Genomic DNA, 15263 nt, shown 5'->3' with positions numbered 1-15263 from the left:
TAGGAGAAGATTCATGGGTCTGCTTGATAAATTGAAATCTCTGGTTTCAGACGATAAAAAAAATAGTGGCAGTATTGACATTATCGCGCCATTGTCAGGTGAGATAGTCAACATCGAAGATGTTCCAGATGTTGTTTTTGCCGAAAAAATCGTCGGTGATGGTATTGCAATTAAACCAACCGGCAACAAAATTGTCGCTCCTGTTGATGGCACCATTGGTAAGATCTTCGAAACTAATCATGCTTTTTCTATCGAATCTGATAGTGGCATTGAGCTATTCGTCCATTTTGGCATTGACACCGTTGAACTGAAAGGTGAAGGTTTTAAACGCATTGCCGAAGAAGGTCAACGGGTACAAAAAGGGGATTTGGTCTTAGAGTTTGATCTGGCATTTCTGGAAGAAAGAGCTAAATCAACCTTAACGCCTGTGGTTATTTCTAACATGGATGAAATTAAAGAGTTAACGAAAGTAAATGGCTCCGTAGTCGTAGGTGAGTCAGTCATCATGCGAATCAAAAAGTAACAGAAAAGTCATTGAGGAATATGTGCCTCTTTTTCTGTTAACCGATTCATTTTAATTGATGAACTGTTCGTAAATCGTCACTGCTTTATCAGGCTAGTCAGTTCAGAGTGTCTGATAAAACAGGACGATTTTTTACGGATAATAAAAGGTTAATTAAATACCCCCGTAGACAAGTACCTGTCACCACGATCACAAATAATCGCTACAATGACGGCACCAGGGTTTTCGGCGGCAATACGTAATGCCCCAGAAACTGCCCCACCAGAACTGACACCACAGAAAATACCTTCCTTTTGCGCCAACAAACGCATAGTCTCTTCCGCTTCCGTTTGGGTGATATCCAGGATCTGATCCACCAGCGCTTTCTGATAAATTCCGGGCATATACGCTGGAGTCCAACGACGAATACCAGGAATATGACTATCTTCCGCAGGTTGTAATCCGGTAACTTTCACTCTGTCTGACTGAGATTTCAAATAGCGGCTTACCCCCGTAATCGTGCCTGTTGTTCCCATACTGGAAACAAAGTGCGTGATCCGTCCCTGTGTTTGCTGCCAAATTTCCGGGCCAGTAGTATTAAAATGAGCCAGTGAATTATCCGTATTATTAAATTGGTCCAGAACTTTTCCTTCCCCATTTTTCTCCATTTCTTGCGCCAAATCCCGCGCACCTTCCATTCCCAATTCTTTACTGACTAAAATTAATTCAGCACCGTAAGCCCGCATTGATGCCTGTCTCTCAACGCTCATATTTTCAGGCATCAATAATTTTAGGCGATATCCTTTTACCGCCGCGATCATCGCCAGTGCAATACCGGTATTACCACTCGTTGCTTCAATCAAAACATCACCCGGGACGATTTCCCCACGCAATTCCGCTTGCAGGATCATCGAAAGCGCAGCTCTATCTTTTACGGAACCCGCCGGGTTATTACCTTCCAGCTTCACCCAAATCTCAGCGTCAATACCTTCTGTAATTCGCTGTAATTTTACCAGCGGTGTATTACCTATAAATTCTTCCAAGCTTGCCACAGCATTACCTAGTTCGTATGAGAATGGATAAGCAAATAATCATATTAAGGAAACTGTAGCAAGACATTAAGCAAAAAAACCCTACTTCCTTGCATGGCGGAAAATAGGGATTCAATATAAAGGTAAATTAAATCAGGCTGATTCAGCAAATCTCAACACTTTTAATGGTAAATCTCCCGCATACAAGCGGGCACCAGTGCCCCCAATAAAATAGTGATTTCCTCTAACTGGTATGGATGAATTATCCTGCCAAATCACCGACAGATATTCATCACCCCACCCTATCGGCTGCACTGATAACAGGAAAAAATGACCGCGAGGACTTACTTCCACGATTTGTACCGGCAAAGGGCAAGCAGGTGTTTGCCTGGCACTAAGCATCATATCCCAAGGCCGGAAAAAAACATCAACATTTCCTTGATGCAGGGGGGTGATATTCAATGGAAAAATTTTCCCACCAATACGGAGTTGGGAACCTTTAATTTCACCATTCAGTTTGTTTATTTCCCCCATAAATTCAAGCACGAATCGGCTCTCTGGTTCATGCCATACCTGCTGGGGAGTACCGACCTGTTCAATGCGTCCTTGATTCATAAGGACTACCCTGTCAGCCACCTCCATAGCCTCTTCCTGATCATGGGTGACAAATACGCTGGTAAACTTCAATTCTTCATGCAGCTGACGCAACCAGCGACGTAACTCCATGCGCACCTGAGCATCTAATGCACCAAAAGGCTCATCCAATAAGAGGATCTGTGGCTCAACCGCCAATGCCCTCGCTAATGCTACACGTTGTTTTTGTCCACCAGAAAGCTGCGACGGATAACGTTCTGCCAAATGGGCCAGTTGCACCATATCCAGCAATGCCATGACCTTACTACGCAATACCTCAGCACTGGGACGCTGACGACGAGCAAGAACCGTCAGGCCAAAAGCCACGTTATCAAATACCGTCATATGGCGAAATAAGGCATAGTGCTGGAATACAAATCCAACACGCCGATCTTTTGCATGTAGCCGGCTGACATCCTGGCCGTGGAATTTCAATTGGCCCGCACTCTGCTGCTCCAGCCCTGCGATGATCCTCAACAATGTCGTCTTGCCAGAACCCGATGGACCAAGCAAGGCGACCATCTCACCAGATTCGATATCCAGTGAAATGTCATTCAGTATCTGAGATCGACCAAAAGATTTACTGATTTTATTGATTTCAATACTCATATCCCGCTCCTAACCTACCCGTGCTGGCGGCTTAAACGCCATTGCAATGCACTTTTGACAATCAGAGTAATAATCGCCATCACCGCCAATAAGGCCGCAGCCGTAAATGCGCCAACCGTGTTGTAATCTTGATACAACAGCTCAACCTGCAAAGGCAGCGTATAGGTTTCACCGCGAATTGCCCCCGATACCACAGACACAGCACCAAATTCCCCAATCGCGCGCGCATTGGTCAAAACGACACCATATAACAATGCCCAACGAATATTTGGCAATGTCACGCGCCAGAACCTCTTCCAGCCAGAGGCGCCCAACAATATGGCAGCTTCATCCTCCTGATTGCCTTGGCTCAACATCACCGGCACCAATTCACGGACAACAAACGGACATGTCACAAACACTGTCACCAATACCATACCAGGCCATGAGAACATCAATTGGATGTCATAATTTCCAAGCCAACTTCCTAACCAGCCATTCGCACCATAAAACAGCAGATAAAGTAATCCAGCCACAACCGGCGAAATCGCAAACGGAATATCAATTAATGTCAGCAATAATTGTCTGCCGGGGAATTGGAAACGTGTCACTAACCATGCCGTCATCACACCAAAAACTAAATTAAGGGGGACGGTGATAAGCGCAATCATCACTGTTAGCCAGATAGCGTGCAGCATATCGGGATCGAAAAGATTCTGGGCAACTATGTCGATTCCTTTGGAAAAGGCGGTCAAGAAAATCCATGCTATCGGTATGACCAACAACAGAAGGGAAAAAAGTACACCAGTGCCGATCAATAACCATTTTTCCCAATTTATAGCGGGACGTTGTGCCACTGTGTATGCGGAAAATTCAGTCATTAATGTCCCCCTATCCGTTTACCAAAACGACTTTGCAAGATATTGACGCTAAACAGCAGTAATAACGACGCCGCGAGGATGACTGAAGCGATCGCACTAGCCGCTGGATAATCAAATTCTTGCAGGCGGACAAAGATCATCAGGGAGGCAACTTCGGTTTGCCAGGCAATATTGCCTGCAATGAAAATCACGGCACCAAATTCTCCCAGGCTACGCGTAAAAGAGAGCACAGTTCCGGCAATCAATGCAGGCGAAACCTCTGGTAATATAATCCGCCGAAAAGTCTGCCAACGGCTTGCTCCCAATGTCTGTGCTACTTCCTCATATTCAGGACCTAATTCTTCAAGCACAGGCTGAACAGTACGCACAACAAACGGCAGGCTAGTGAATGCCATTGCGACCGCAATCCCCAGCCAGGTATTGGCGATTTTGATATCGAAATGACCAAGCCAAACCCCATACCACCCTGTGGCAGAAAAGAGTGTCGCTAGCGTTAAACCAGCAACTGCCGTCGGTAAAGCAAATGGCAAATCCATCAAACCATCTAATAAACTACGTCCGGGAAATTGATAGCGCGTTAATATCCAGGCCATCAACATACCAAAAACCATATTGAATAAACTGGCAATCGCCGCGGCCAACAGTGTCACCTGATAAGCGGCAACAACCTGCGGGTTAGCGATGACTTGCCAATATTGTTCCCATGTCATACTGGAAAGCTGTACGACCAATGCACTTAATGGCAATAGCAGGATAAGGCAGACATAAAACAGGCTACAGCCTAAACTCAACCCAAATCCGGGCAAGACACGTTTGCTAAATACCCACATTATTTGCGCCCTTCTTTCAATAACTGATCAAGCGTACCGCCAGTATTAAAGTGAGTTTTCATCACTTGAGGCCAGCTACCGAATTGTTCTTCGAGGCGAAACAGTTTGGTTACAGGAAAACGGGATTGTTGTGCTTTCATCACATGTTGATCAATCACACGATAACTAAAACTGGCTATGATCTGCTGGGCTGACGGACTATACAGATAATTTAAATACGCTTTGGCAACCGCTTCCGTACCATTTTTCTGCACACTCTTATCCACCCAGGTCACCGGGAATTCAGCCAAAATATTTACCGGCGGTACAATGACCTGGTAATTATCTTCTCCATACTGTTTGCGAATGTTCTTGACCTCAGATTCGAAGCTAATCAGTACATCCCCTATACCCCGTTCAATAAAGGAAGTTGTTGCCCCGCGACCTCCGGTATCAAACACCGCTACATTCTGTAAAAAGTGCTGCATCAGTTGGCTAACCGTAGCGGGATCATGCGGATTGTTTTGCTGAAAAGCGCCCCATGCAGCCAAATAGGTATAGCGTCCATTACCTGATGTTTTTGGGTTTGGGAAAACTAATTTCACATCATTTCGCACCAAATCTTCCCAAGTTTGGATATGTTTGGGATTACCTTTGTGTACCAGAAACGCCATAGTGGAATAATATGGAGAACTATTATTCGGCAAACGCTGCTGCCAATTGACGGGAATGAGATTGCCGCGATCGTGCAAGATCTGAATATCTGTGACTTGGTTATAAGTGACAACATCCGCCCGCAATCCATGCAAAATAGCCAATGCTTGTTTAGATGAACCGGCATGGGACTGCTTAATGGTCAATTTATCCTGCGGGTTCTGTTCATTCCATTGTTTTTCAAATTTCGGATTCAAGCTCAAGAACAATTCTCGTCCAATATCGTAAGAACTATTCAGCAACTCAACAGACAAGGCGCTAGAGCTATAAACGTTGAGACAGGCAAAAAACAACAGGCTAGCCACTCCGTTTAATAATTTATTTTTTATTGCCACTATTTTCATCCAACACCTTACTCATCACGCTATTCGACAACAATTTCTCTACTGTATCCAGAATCTTTATAACAGGGTAGTTTACCGGCTACTGTTTTATATACCGAATTTTCATGAGAAATGATGAAAAGCGATAAGATGTAGAAAATATCAGATTACAAGTGCCAGCCGCTTTTCAAGGAACTGAAACGGTTTGAACTCTGGCACTCTGCCCTCACTATGCAAGTGGATTAAAGGATTTTTTACTTGATATAAAGTTATTTGTAGGCGTTTATCAGGATTTCCAAATAATACGCGACACTTTCCAGCCCTTCAAAACATCATCAGAAGGCATTAATCCTTCAGGACCTTCCCAAGTTCCGGTAAAAACATAACTGACATGCTGACTTTGTGGAGCAGCACAAATGACTGTAGGCGGCACAGTGAGATCATGGGAGCGCTGACATTTTCCAAATGCCCGGTTATAGAGATTGGAGAAAGGTGTACCTATTTTCGTTCCCCAAACTGTTTTAACTTCATCATCCAACACGTCAATACGATTAACTTTACCATTGACCAGACCGTGAAATTCCAGTTTTACCTGACCTTCTTCCATGCCCTGAATAACACTCACTAACTTGCCATCTTGCATCTCCATACCACTACGCAGACGATATTTTCCCTCCAACCCTTTTTCGATCGCAGATTGAGACATATCCATCTGTTTATTGATTTTTCCTAGACCCTGCTCGGAAACGCTTAAGGAACTGCCAGACCAATTAAAAGGTGATAAGGCAGGCCATGACATTTTTAAAGTTCCGGCACATGCCGTCAACAAAAATGAGCATCCGACTAAACTACTGGCAACCATAACCCTCTTCTGTTTAGAACAGAAATTAAATGTAAAAAATTTATCCATCACTGTTTTCTTACCTTTGGCTCTATGGAATTGTCATTTGATATCTATCAGACCACATTCTAAAAAAAACATTCAATTGTAAATATACAAACCATTCATCAACAGAAACATCAAAATCATGTTTAAAAGATGTTATTTATCAAATATTACACATCTATTTATAAAATAAACTGTATGATCAAAGTAGTATTATAAATTTTTATCCTTATCTGCCTGCCAACGCTTATTTTCATATGTCCTTGTTATGGCTCATTGGCCAGATGATATAACTCAGGAAAGAAAAGATGAATATTCCTTATCAATATCATGTTAGTTATCAACAACCTTCTGACTGGACTGTATTAAAAGGAAAGTCCCTATACTCTATACCTGAGCATTATTTTCTATCTAAGGATAAGAATGGAAATATTAAAGTGCTGCTTTACATTGACAATGAAAAGCCGGCAATGTCAAAAGATCTTCTTGTTATAAAAAACAAATATATGAGAAAATGGGTACACTCTGTTCATGCTTCATCAAAAAAGTAGTGGTTGAAAAAGATAATGGCTAAATAGAGAGTATATAAATAGTATGATTCTATTCAGCCATTTCATTAGCTTGTATATTTATCTAACGATTCATTTAATCAATAATCAATCGCTTGCTAAACATGACATTTTCTTGGCCCAAATAATCATATTCCATTTTTTCACACATGCATATTGTTGCATCATTTTCTTCTGGAACCACAATCAAAATACCAGGGCAACCTCTGGCCAATAATTTCTTTTCCAAACGGGAGATTAATGCATTGGCTATTCCTCTGCCCCTGAATTCAGGATGCACCCCCAGATAATAGGCATGACCACGATGTCCATCATAACCACCCATAACTGTACCAACCACTTCTCCCGCAACTTCAGCAACCAGAAATAAATCAGCGTCATGGGTGAGTTTGCGCTCAATATCTATTTCTGGATCATCACCAGAGTTAATCAAATCACAACGTTCCCAAAGTGTGATAACGGCTTCAAAATCGTCTTGCCGAAATACCCGAATTTCCATAGTTAGTAAGCCTATTTAATAAGCAGTTGAATCAATGTTAATTATCACTGCTTTTATTTTGGAATCAATCTGAAAATGCGTTTACTGATACTAACAGGTATACTGCATATCTTTATAAACCAGCCAAAATGAAAGCAGAAATGAATATACCTAATTTATATCAAGTTAAGGATTTTTTCCTCTCATTACAGGATCACCTCTGCAAGCAGCTAGAACAACTTGATGGTCAATCAACCTTCATGGAAGATTGCTGGCAACGAGAAGATGGTGGTGGTGGAAGAAGCCGTGTGTTGACGGAAGGTAAGGTTTTTGAAAAAGCCGGTGTGAATTTTTCACATATTTCTGGAGCTTCAATGCCCGCTTCTGCTACGGCTCATCGTCCTGAGTTAGCAGGTCGCAGTTACCAAGCGATGGGAATTTCTCTTGTTATTCATCCACTTAATCCCTATATCCCAACCAGCCATGCAAATGTGCGTTTCTTTATTGCTGAAAAAGAAGGTGAGCCTGCTGTATGGTGGTTTGGCGGTGGCTTTGATCTCACGCCTTATTATGGTTTCGAAGAAGATGCTATTCATTGGCACACCGTTGCCAAAAATTTATGTCAACCGTTTGGCGATGATGTTTATCCCAGATATAAAAAATGGTGTGATGATTACTTTTTTATTAAGCACCGCAATGAACCGCGTGGCATTGGTGGTTTGTTTTATGACGACCTGAATACGCCTGATTTTGATACCTGCTTTAATTTCACGCAAGCTGTCGGAAATGGATTTCTATCGGCCTATTTACCTATTGTAGAAAGAAGAAAAGATTTAACCTGGGGTGAGCATGAAAGGCAATTCCAATTATATCGTCGAAGCCGCTATGTTGAATTCAATCTTGTTTGGGACAGGGGAACGCTTTTTGGCCTGCAAAGCGGTGGAAGAACTGAATCTATATTAATGTCTATGCCTCCATTAGTGCGTTGGGAATATGGCTACTCTCCAGAAAAAAACTCTCCTGAATCTGAATTATATACTTCATTTCTGATAAAAAAAGATTGGGTATGACAATTCAAAACAGGAATACAAGACAATTTCTTTATTCCTGTTTTACTCCTTGTTTATAAAAAACAAACCTAAAACAGATGGGTTATTTATCATAATACTGATAAAAACATTTATTATTTTTCATTAGCAATACCCTGCCATAAAAAGTCAATACTTACACTAATGACTCGCCTATTAATTACAGCTAGTATTCAATCTGGGCCCGAAAAACGAATACAACATCTAACAACAAAACAGGGTATTATTATGAGCAATAATCAAACCAACATATACAGCTTAATTCCTCCATTTGTTCTGGAACATATCTCTGATGATTGTGATGCATATACTAATCAATATGTATTAAAGACATTAGGTCATGTTTATCAATTGATGAGTACGCCTGCTGAAGAAACTATTTCTCAACAGGATAAACAAGAAACTAAAAAAGAGGTGAATGATAAACTGCATCGTACTATCTATGATGCTAAAAATAAAGAAGAATTCCCAGGGGAAGATTTATCTCGCAGTGAAGGTATGCCAAAGAGTTCAGACGATTCAGTTAATGAGGCTTATGAGTATATTGGTAAGACTCATGAATTCTATAAAAAAGTTTTTAGCCGCAATTCTCTTGATAACAAAGGAATCAAGTTAGTTGCTACAGTACATTATGGAAAAAATTATCTGAATGCATTCTGGACCAGAAAACAAATGGTATTTGGTGATGGTGATGGGAAATACTTCAATAGTTTTACCTCTGCTATTGATATTATCGCTCATGAGTTAACCCATGGTGTTATCGAAAGCGAAGCTGGACTGGATTATATCTATCAGTCTGGTGCACTTAATGAATCCATCTCAGACGTATTTGGCATTATGGTAAAACAATATGTTAATAACCAAAAAGTCGATGAATCCAATTGGCTATTAGGCCAAGGTCTACTGGGGCCAAAATTTAATCCAGAAAATAAATCCGAGGTTGGCTTACGCACCTTTATTAACCCCGGAAGCGCATTTTCCGGCGATAAGCAAGTTGGTCATATGGATCTATATGAAGACCTTCCCTTCATAATTGATAATGGCGGCGTTCACATACACTCTGGCATTCCTAACAGGGCATTTTATTTAGTGGCGATGGAATTGGGAGGCTATGCCTGGGAAAAAGCAGGAAAAATTTGGTATGAAACGCTCCTGGATAAACGTCTATCTTCAGATGCAGATTTTGAAGATTTTGCCAAACTGACGATTGATAATGCTGAAAAATTATTCAGCAAGAAAACGTCAGATATTGTTAGTCATGGTTGGAAAGAAGTTGGTGTTCTACTTTCCGAAGAATAATGAAATTACCATTAATAAAATACCAATTCATATTTTAAGCAGTAGCGTTAAGATAATCCTAAAATAAATAATAAAGGGTTGCTATTAACCCTTTATTATGTTTATAGATTAATATGTTAGATCCCAACAAAAACACCTTCCATTAGTAGCAAATACCATCATTTAGATTAATAATTAATTAAAGTCCCTAGAGATAAAATATGCATAACACCTAAAAATCGGGGGTATCATTATGCGCAATCATCAAGATAAATTAAATAAATCTGGTATCATCCCACCATATTTATTGGAATACGTTGTTAAAATTTGCGGCCAAATCGATAAAGCACATATATTAAAAACATTAGATCATGTTTACAATCTAATGAATAGTTCTGCTGAAATGGATATATTAATTCATGGATATCGGCCAGGTTTTGACAATAAATTAAATAGAACTATTTACAATGCTGAGTATAATGATCAATACCCAGGACATAAATTAATTTTATGCGAAGGTATGGCTGTGATTGATGATATTGCAGCCACTGAAGCTTATAATTACCTTGGTAAAACATATGAGTTTTACAAGGAAATTTTTGGCCGTAATTCTATAGATAACAAGGGTCTTAAATTAGTTGCTACTGTGCATTATCAAAAAAACTATATGAATGCATTTTGGGATAATAATCAAATGGTCTTCGGTGATGGTTATGCACCTTATTTTAACTGTTTCACCTCCTGCATTGACATTACAGCGCATGAAATCACTCACGGAGTCACTGAAAGTGAAGCAAACCTTGATTATGCTTATCAATCGGGTGCATTAAATGAATCTATCTCAGATGTATTCGGGATTATGGTAAAACAGTATGCAAATAACCAAAAGGCTAACGAATCTGATTGGTTGATAGGTCAGGGAATATTTGGTCCAGCCCTTAATCAGGACAATGATCCTAATGTTGCCTTGCGCTCATTCAAAAATCCCGGAACAGCAAATCCGAAAGATAATCAAGTCGGTCATATGGATCAATATCAGGACTTATCCGTCAGAGATGATAACGGCGGTGTCCACAAGTATTCTGGTATTCCTAATAAGGCATTCTATTTATTAGCAACAGAGTTGGGAGGGTATTCTTGGGAGCAAGCTGGAAAAATTTGGTATCACACATTATTGGACAAACGATTATCCCACAAAGCCAGTTTTAATGATTTTGCACAGCTAACCGTTGATAATGCTGACACATTATTTGGCAAGAAAATTTCAGATATTGTGACTCATTCATGGAAACAAGTCGGAACTTTACTCTAAAAATGATAATACCTCTCTAATCATTCAAGACCAGGGAAGGTCTTGATTACATTTATATATTTATCATTAATTTAATTAAACTAATCATCTTATCCTTCCATGCCATATCATAAAAAAATTTACATTTTTAGTAGTGACTAACATGGTTAGTTTGGCTACTATTCAGATTCGACCAAATATACACCAACACCATAGCATACATACAAAATAGGGCATTATCATGAGTAATAATAAAGCAAAAAAACAAAATATAATCCCCCCTTATTTATTGGAGTATATTGCAAAAACCTGTGATGCTAATGACAAAGAGTATGTTTTGAACACATTAGATCATGTCAATAAACTCATGAAGCAATCAATCAAAGAAGATGTCTTAAACTCTGAGGATGATCCTTTATTGTATAAAAATAGAAAAAATCCTGAACCAGAAGATAGCTATTAATTATCAGGAAAGTAGCGTTACTCTCTGATTTTCATCATTTTTAATATAAAAAAAAGAGACAAATAAATTAATAAAACTAAATATACAATAGATCCATTGATAAGCTTGAAATATTTTAAAGCTAATTAGATTAATTTTTAAAATTCTTTCTATCTGCTCTGTTTTATGATGGTTAAACTATTCTTTAAATGAAGGAATAATAAAGGGCTAAGAATAGCCCTCTATTTATATCAATATTTTTAAATAATTACCGTTTTTTCAAATGTTCCATTAAACGCTTACGTTTACGGAGCTGAGTTGCTGTTAATGTATTTTTCTTATCCGCATAAGGGTTAGCCCCTTCTTTAAATTGGATGCGGATAGGTGTTCCCATCACCTTCAAAGAACGACGGAAATAATTCATCAAATAACGCTTATAGGAATCAGGTAAATCTGTTACTTGATTACCGTGGATAACTACGATAGGTGGGTTATAGCCACCAGCATGGGCATATTTCATTTTCACCCTACGACCACGGATCATTGGCGGCTGGTGATCATCTTCTGCCATGCGCATTATACGGGTCAATAAGGAAGTACTCACGCGGCGAGTTGCACTTTCATAAGCTTCCAGAATTGATTCAAATAAATTCCCAACACCACTACCATGTAGCGCGGAAATAAAGTGAATACGGGCAAAATCAACAAAACCCAAACGCAACTCAAGTATATCTTTGACGTGATCTTTGTCTTCCTGACTCATGCCATCCCATTTGTTGATGGCGATAACCAGAGAACGACCACTGTTAAGAATAAAACCAAGCAGAGAGAGATCTTGATCAGAAATGCCTTCACGGGCATCCACTACCAGTAACACAACATTGGCATCTTCAATCGCCTGGAGCGTTTTGATCACAGAGAATTTTTCAACCGTTTCAGTGACTTTCCCTCGTTTACGAACGCCCGCTGTATCAATCAAAATATATTCACGGCCATCACGCTCCATGGGAATATAAATGCTGTCACGGGTTGTACCTGGCATATCATAAACGACAACACGCTCTTCACCGAGGATACGGTTGGTTAATGTGGATTTACCCACATTGGGGCGGCCAACAATCGCAAGTTTCAGAGGCAAGGTTGTGGGATCAAATGCCTCCTCCTCTTTTTCCTGTTCAGCAGAAGCATCCAATTCGGCTTGCTCCATTTCCGCCCAATAAGCTGCGTTAGCTTCTTCTTCCGTTAATTCAACTTCTTCTTCTGTTTCTTCTTTATCAGAAAATGGCAACAACACACGTTCAATCAGTTGTGTTACACCTCGGCCGTGAGAAGCAGCGATGGAATAAACATCTCCTAACCCTAGTGAATAAAACTCAGCTATCGAGATATCAATATCGATACCATCGGTTTTATTTGCCACCAAAAAAGTTGCTTTTTCACGGCTACGCAGATGCTTGGCAATCGCATGGTCAGCCGGCATCAATCCCGATCTGGCGTCAACCATAAATAGAACAATGTCCGCCTCTTCTATGGCCATCAGAGATTGCGTAGCCATATGCGTTTCTACGCCCTCTTCCGTACCATCAATACCACCCGTATCAATGATGATGAATTCCTGCCCTTCAACCTCTGCCCGTCCATACTTACGATCACGGGTTAAGCCAGGGAAATCCGCTACCAGCGCATCTCTGGTTCGGGTTAATCGGTTAAATAAGGTGGATTTTCCAACATTGGGGCGCCCAACCAGCGCAACGACAGGTATCATTTTCTTGATGCCTCATGACTAGATTTAAATCGATATCCTGCTGAAAGTGATTTCTCAATATTGCTCACCACAGCAAGATACAAAGAGTCTAAAAAGACGAAACGGCCCCTGTTATTGTCCAGGAGCCGTATAATTTCGTGTTATTTAAAACACGCTCGAAGTTAGCGGGTATACAGATAAACTGTCCCGTCCTTCGCTTGTAGCATCAATTTATCGCTGGCAACAACCGGACGACTCAACAGGCCAGAACTATCGACCTTGTTCTGCGCTACAAATTTGCCATCAGCCATATTCAACCAATGCAAGTAACCTTCAGCATCACCAACAACCAGATAGCCATTGTACATTTCCGGTGCTGTTAGGTTACGGTGCAAGAGATCATTTTGCGACCATAATGTCACGCCATCACTCTTGCGCAAGGACAAGATATGATCATCTTGATCAACAATGAAAATGTTGCTGTCAGTGACCACCATATCATGCACTGATCCCAGATCACGTTTCCAGATGATCTGGCCTGAACGCATATCCATTGCCACCAAATTGCCGTTATAAGCAATCGCGTAAATAACATTGTCAGAAATGACCGGGGTCATATCAACATCATTCAGGCGATCTATTTCGGTAGAACCTGTTACCTGAGAAATACGCTGTTGCCAAATTAGTTGTCCCTCAGACAACAACACCGCACTAATACGACCATTGTCACCACCTACAATAGCTGCACCATAGGCTACGGCAGGAGCGGATTCACCACGAACGGATAACGAAGGTGTATCCATGTTAACTGACCAGGCAATACTACCATCGGTTTCGTTTAATGCCTGCAACATACCATTGCCGGTATGAATCAAGACAAAACCATCACTCACTACAGGACGGGACAACGCTTCGCCAGCAACCGTCGATTCCCATTCAACCTTACCGCTCGTTGCATCCAGCGCGATGACTTTTGCTTTTTCTGTTCCGACATACAGACGATCACCGGATACAGTCAAACCACCAGAAAGCAGCGCTGGCAAACGGGATGACAATAAACCTACTTTTTCTGACAGATCCGTTGCCCATATCTCTTTGCCGCTGTCTATATCAAATGCTTTGACAACACCATGACGGTCAGCAACGTAAGCTGTTGAACCCTGCCAGGTTGGTGATAAATGAGAGTAATACTCTCCCGTACCACTCCCAACGGACTTATCCCAAACGATACGAAGTTTGAATTGATTTTCAACCTTCGGTAACGGTGACATTGTTACCGTATCCTGTTCACTTGAACAACCTGCTAGCAGAACAGAAGCAACCAGCCCAACCAAGAGTGTTTTTCGCAGCTGCATTATGAAGTTGGCTCCCTTAGTTGGATAAATTATTAAGTTTGATTTTCATAAAATCCTTAATTACCTGCGGGCCATCAAGTCCAAGCCCTATGGAATAGGCTGCACGCGCGCCAGCAATATCCCCTTTTTTAGCCAGAATATCCCCACGAATATCCTCAACCATAACCTGCCAGCCTTTGCCTTTGACCAAATCCAGCGTTTTCAATGCAGCATCTGTTTTATCTTCCGCCAATTGAACCCGAGCCAGACGAAGGTTAGACAATGCCTGCATATTCCCATCTTTGGCTTTACCGGATGCCGCTAGCAAATTTTTCTCTGCCTGAACCAGATCATTCTGAGCAATAGCCTGTTTTGCCAGTTCCAGGTCAGCCATAACACCGTAGACATTGTCTGTCTCATTAGCGAACTTTTCTACGGCAACAACATTTTCTTTCGACCCCGACGCCAGTGATTTGTTCAACTCTTCAAATACTGCTGCCGTATTATACAATTGGTTGGTTTGATGAGTCTGCCAGTAACGCCAACCCAACAAAACACCAATGCCTAGCACCAAGCCAACAGCAAGGTATTTACCGTTGGTAGAGAAAAAACGCTTGATCGCGTCAACTTGTTCAGTTTCTGTGGTATAGACTTGCACTAGAGTCTCTCTCC

The 15263-nt window shown here is 41.0% G+C and carries 16 protein-coding genes; 6 read left to right on the top strand and 10 right to left on the bottom strand.

Annotated features, from left to right (window positions below):
• The first annotated feature begins 13 nt into the window (after positions 1 to 13).
• Positions 14 to 523 (top strand): PTS glucose transporter subunit IIA, encoded by a 510-nt coding sequence (crr, locus tag ACSJJG_RS06265; RefSeq protein WP_481088812.1) that lies wholly within the window; start codon positions 14 to 16, stop codon positions 521 to 523.
• 149 nt (positions 524 to 672) lie between these two features.
• On the opposite strand, the gene cysM is transcribed toward crr, so the two are convergent.
• The 6 genes from cysM to ACSJJG_RS06235 form a co-directional block, all read right to left on the bottom strand.
• Positions 673 to 1554, bottom strand: a complete 882-nt coding sequence (cysM, locus tag ACSJJG_RS06260) for a cysteine synthase CysM (RefSeq protein ID WP_481088811.1) — start codon at positions 1552 to 1554, stop codon at positions 673 to 675.
• Positions 1555 to 1686: 132 nt separating this feature from the next.
• Positions 1687 to 2775, bottom strand: a complete 1089-nt coding sequence (gene cysA, locus ACSJJG_RS06255) for a sulfate/thiosulfate ABC transporter ATP-binding protein CysA (RefSeq protein ID WP_481088810.1) — start codon at positions 2773 to 2775, stop codon at positions 1687 to 1689.
• A gap of 14 nt (positions 2776 to 2789) precedes the next feature.
• Positions 2790 to 3635, bottom strand: coding sequence for a sulfate/thiosulfate ABC transporter permease CysW (cysW, locus tag ACSJJG_RS06250; protein WP_481088809.1), 846 nt, complete (start codon positions 3633 to 3635; stop codon positions 2790 to 2792).
• Positions 3635 to 4465, bottom strand: a complete 831-nt coding sequence (cysT, locus tag ACSJJG_RS06245) for a sulfate/thiosulfate ABC transporter permease CysT (RefSeq protein WP_481088808.1) — start codon at positions 4463 to 4465, stop codon at positions 3635 to 3637. The genes cysW and cysT overlap by 1 nt, the downstream gene beginning before the upstream one ends.
• Entirely contained in the window at positions 4465 to 5502 is a 1038-nt protein-coding gene (locus tag ACSJJG_RS06240) for a sulfate ABC transporter substrate-binding protein (protein WP_481088807.1), read from the bottom strand. Before ACSJJG_RS06240 ends, cysT begins: the two co-directional genes overlap by 1 nt.
• Before the next feature lie 265 nt (positions 5503 to 5767).
• Positions 5768 to 6343, bottom strand: coding sequence for an RpoE-regulated lipoprotein (locus tag ACSJJG_RS06235; RefSeq protein WP_481088806.1), 576 nt, complete (start codon positions 6341 to 6343; stop codon positions 5768 to 5770).
• 332 nt (positions 6344 to 6675) lie between these two features.
• Between ACSJJG_RS06235 and ACSJJG_RS06230 the strand changes: the two genes are divergently transcribed.
• Positions 6676 to 6918: a hypothetical protein gene (locus ACSJJG_RS06230; protein WP_481088805.1), complete on the top strand. Its 243-nt coding sequence runs from the start codon at positions 6676 to 6678 to the stop codon at positions 6916 to 6918.
• A 94-nt stretch (positions 6919 to 7012) separates the two neighbouring features.
• On the opposite strand, the gene ACSJJG_RS06225 is transcribed toward ACSJJG_RS06230, so the two are convergent.
• Complete coding sequence (locus ACSJJG_RS06225) at positions 7013 to 7435, bottom strand: GNAT family acetyltransferase (protein ID WP_047768426.1); 423 nt, start codon at positions 7433 to 7435, stop codon at positions 7013 to 7015.
• A gap of 140 nt (positions 7436 to 7575) precedes the next feature.
• Here ACSJJG_RS06225 and hemF point away from each other — a divergent pair, with 140 nt between their 5' ends.
• The 4 genes from hemF (at position 7576) to ACSJJG_RS06205 (ending at position 11534) form a co-directional block, all read left to right on the top strand.
• Complete coding sequence (gene hemF / locus ACSJJG_RS06220; protein WP_481088804.1) at positions 7576 to 8484, top strand: oxygen-dependent coproporphyrinogen oxidase; 909 nt, start codon at positions 7576 to 7578, stop codon at positions 8482 to 8484.
• Positions 8485 to 8730: 246 nt separating this feature from the next.
• Positions 8731 to 9801, top strand: a complete 1071-nt coding sequence (locus ACSJJG_RS06215; RefSeq protein WP_481088803.1) for a M4 family metallopeptidase — start codon at positions 8731 to 8733, stop codon at positions 9799 to 9801.
• 232 nt (positions 9802 to 10033) lie between these two features.
• A complete protein-coding gene (locus tag ACSJJG_RS06210; RefSeq protein WP_481088802.1) occupies positions 10034 to 11092 on the top strand; it encodes a M4 family metallopeptidase in 1059 nt (352 codons plus the stop codon).
• A gap of 220 nt (positions 11093 to 11312) precedes the next feature.
• Complete coding sequence (locus ACSJJG_RS06205; RefSeq protein WP_481088801.1) at positions 11313 to 11534, top strand: protealysin propeptide domain-containing protein; 222 nt, start codon at positions 11313 to 11315, stop codon at positions 11532 to 11534.
• Between the two features lie 247 nt (positions 11535 to 11781).
• Here the strand turns inward: ACSJJG_RS06205 and der are convergent, their stop codons facing one another.
• The 3 genes from der to ACSJJG_RS06190 all read right to left on the bottom strand — a co-directional run bounded on the left by der (position 11782) and on the right by ACSJJG_RS06190 (position 15249).
• Positions 11782 to 13278, bottom strand: a complete 1497-nt coding sequence (gene der, locus ACSJJG_RS06200; RefSeq protein ID WP_481088800.1) for a ribosome biogenesis GTPase Der — start codon at positions 13276 to 13278, stop codon at positions 11782 to 11784.
• A 161-nt stretch (positions 13279 to 13439) separates the two neighbouring features.
• Entirely contained in the window at positions 13440 to 14612 is a 1173-nt protein-coding gene (bamB, locus tag ACSJJG_RS06195) for an outer membrane protein assembly factor BamB (protein WP_481088799.1), read from the bottom strand.
• 16 nt (positions 14613 to 14628) lie between these two features.
• Positions 14629 to 15249 (bottom strand): YfgM family protein, encoded by a 621-nt coding sequence (locus ACSJJG_RS06190; protein ID WP_481088798.1) that lies wholly within the window; start codon positions 15247 to 15249, stop codon positions 14629 to 14631.
• Positions 15250 to 15263: the final 14 nt, after the last annotated feature.

The organism is Xenorhabdus sp. SGI 60, from assembly GCF_056632175.1.
The sequence above is the reverse complement of the archived record's forward strand: the minus strand, read 5'-3'. Positions and strand labels throughout refer to the sequence as shown.

What these genes read in the sequence shown, in the direction of transcription:
- bamB (WP_481088799.1), bottom strand. Translation starts at nt 14,612, where the DNA reads ATGCAGCTGCGAAAAACACTCTTGGTTGGGCTGGTTGCTTCTGTTCTG.
- hemF (WP_481088804.1), top strand. Translation starts at nt 7,576, where the DNA reads ATGAATATACCTAATTTATATCAAGTTAAGGATTTTTTCCTCTCATTA.
- ACSJJG_RS06210 (WP_481088802.1), top strand. Translation starts at nt 10,034, where the DNA reads ATGCGCAATCATCAAGATAAATTAAATAAATCTGGTATCATCCCACCA.
- cysT (WP_481088808.1), bottom strand. Translation starts at nt 4,465, where the DNA reads ATGTGGGTATTTAGCAAACGTGTCTTGCCCGGATTTGGGTTGAGTTTA.
- crr (WP_481088812.1), top strand. Translation starts at nt 14, where the DNA reads ATGGGTCTGCTTGATAAATTGAAATCTCTGGTTTCAGACGATAAAAAA.
- cysA (WP_481088810.1), bottom strand. Translation starts at nt 2,775, where the DNA reads ATGAGTATTGAAATCAATAAAATCAGTAAATCTTTTGGTCGATCTCAG.
- der (WP_481088800.1), bottom strand. Translation starts at nt 13,278, where the DNA reads ATGATACCTGTCGTTGCGCTGGTTGGGCGCCCCAATGTTGGAAAATCC.
- ACSJJG_RS06240 (WP_481088807.1), bottom strand. Translation starts at nt 5,502, where the DNA reads ATGAAAATAGTGGCAATAAAAAATAAATTATTAAACGGAGTGGCTAGC.
- ACSJJG_RS06205 (WP_481088801.1), top strand. Translation starts at nt 11,313, where the DNA reads ATGAGTAATAATAAAGCAAAAAAACAAAATATAATCCCCCCTTATTTA.
- cysW (WP_481088809.1), bottom strand. Translation starts at nt 3,635, where the DNA reads ATGACTGAATTTTCCGCATACACAGTGGCACAACGTCCCGCTATAAAT.
- ACSJJG_RS06215 (WP_481088803.1), top strand. Translation starts at nt 8,731, where the DNA reads ATGAGCAATAATCAAACCAACATATACAGCTTAATTCCTCCATTTGTT.
- ACSJJG_RS06225 (WP_047768426.1), bottom strand. Translation starts at nt 7,435, where the DNA reads ATGGAAATTCGGGTATTTCGGCAAGACGATTTTGAAGCCGTTATCACA.
- ACSJJG_RS06230 (WP_481088805.1), top strand. Translation starts at nt 6,676, where the DNA reads ATGAATATTCCTTATCAATATCATGTTAGTTATCAACAACCTTCTGAC.
- ACSJJG_RS06235 (WP_481088806.1), bottom strand. Translation starts at nt 6,343, where the DNA reads ATGGTTGCCAGTAGTTTAGTCGGATGCTCATTTTTGTTGACGGCATGT.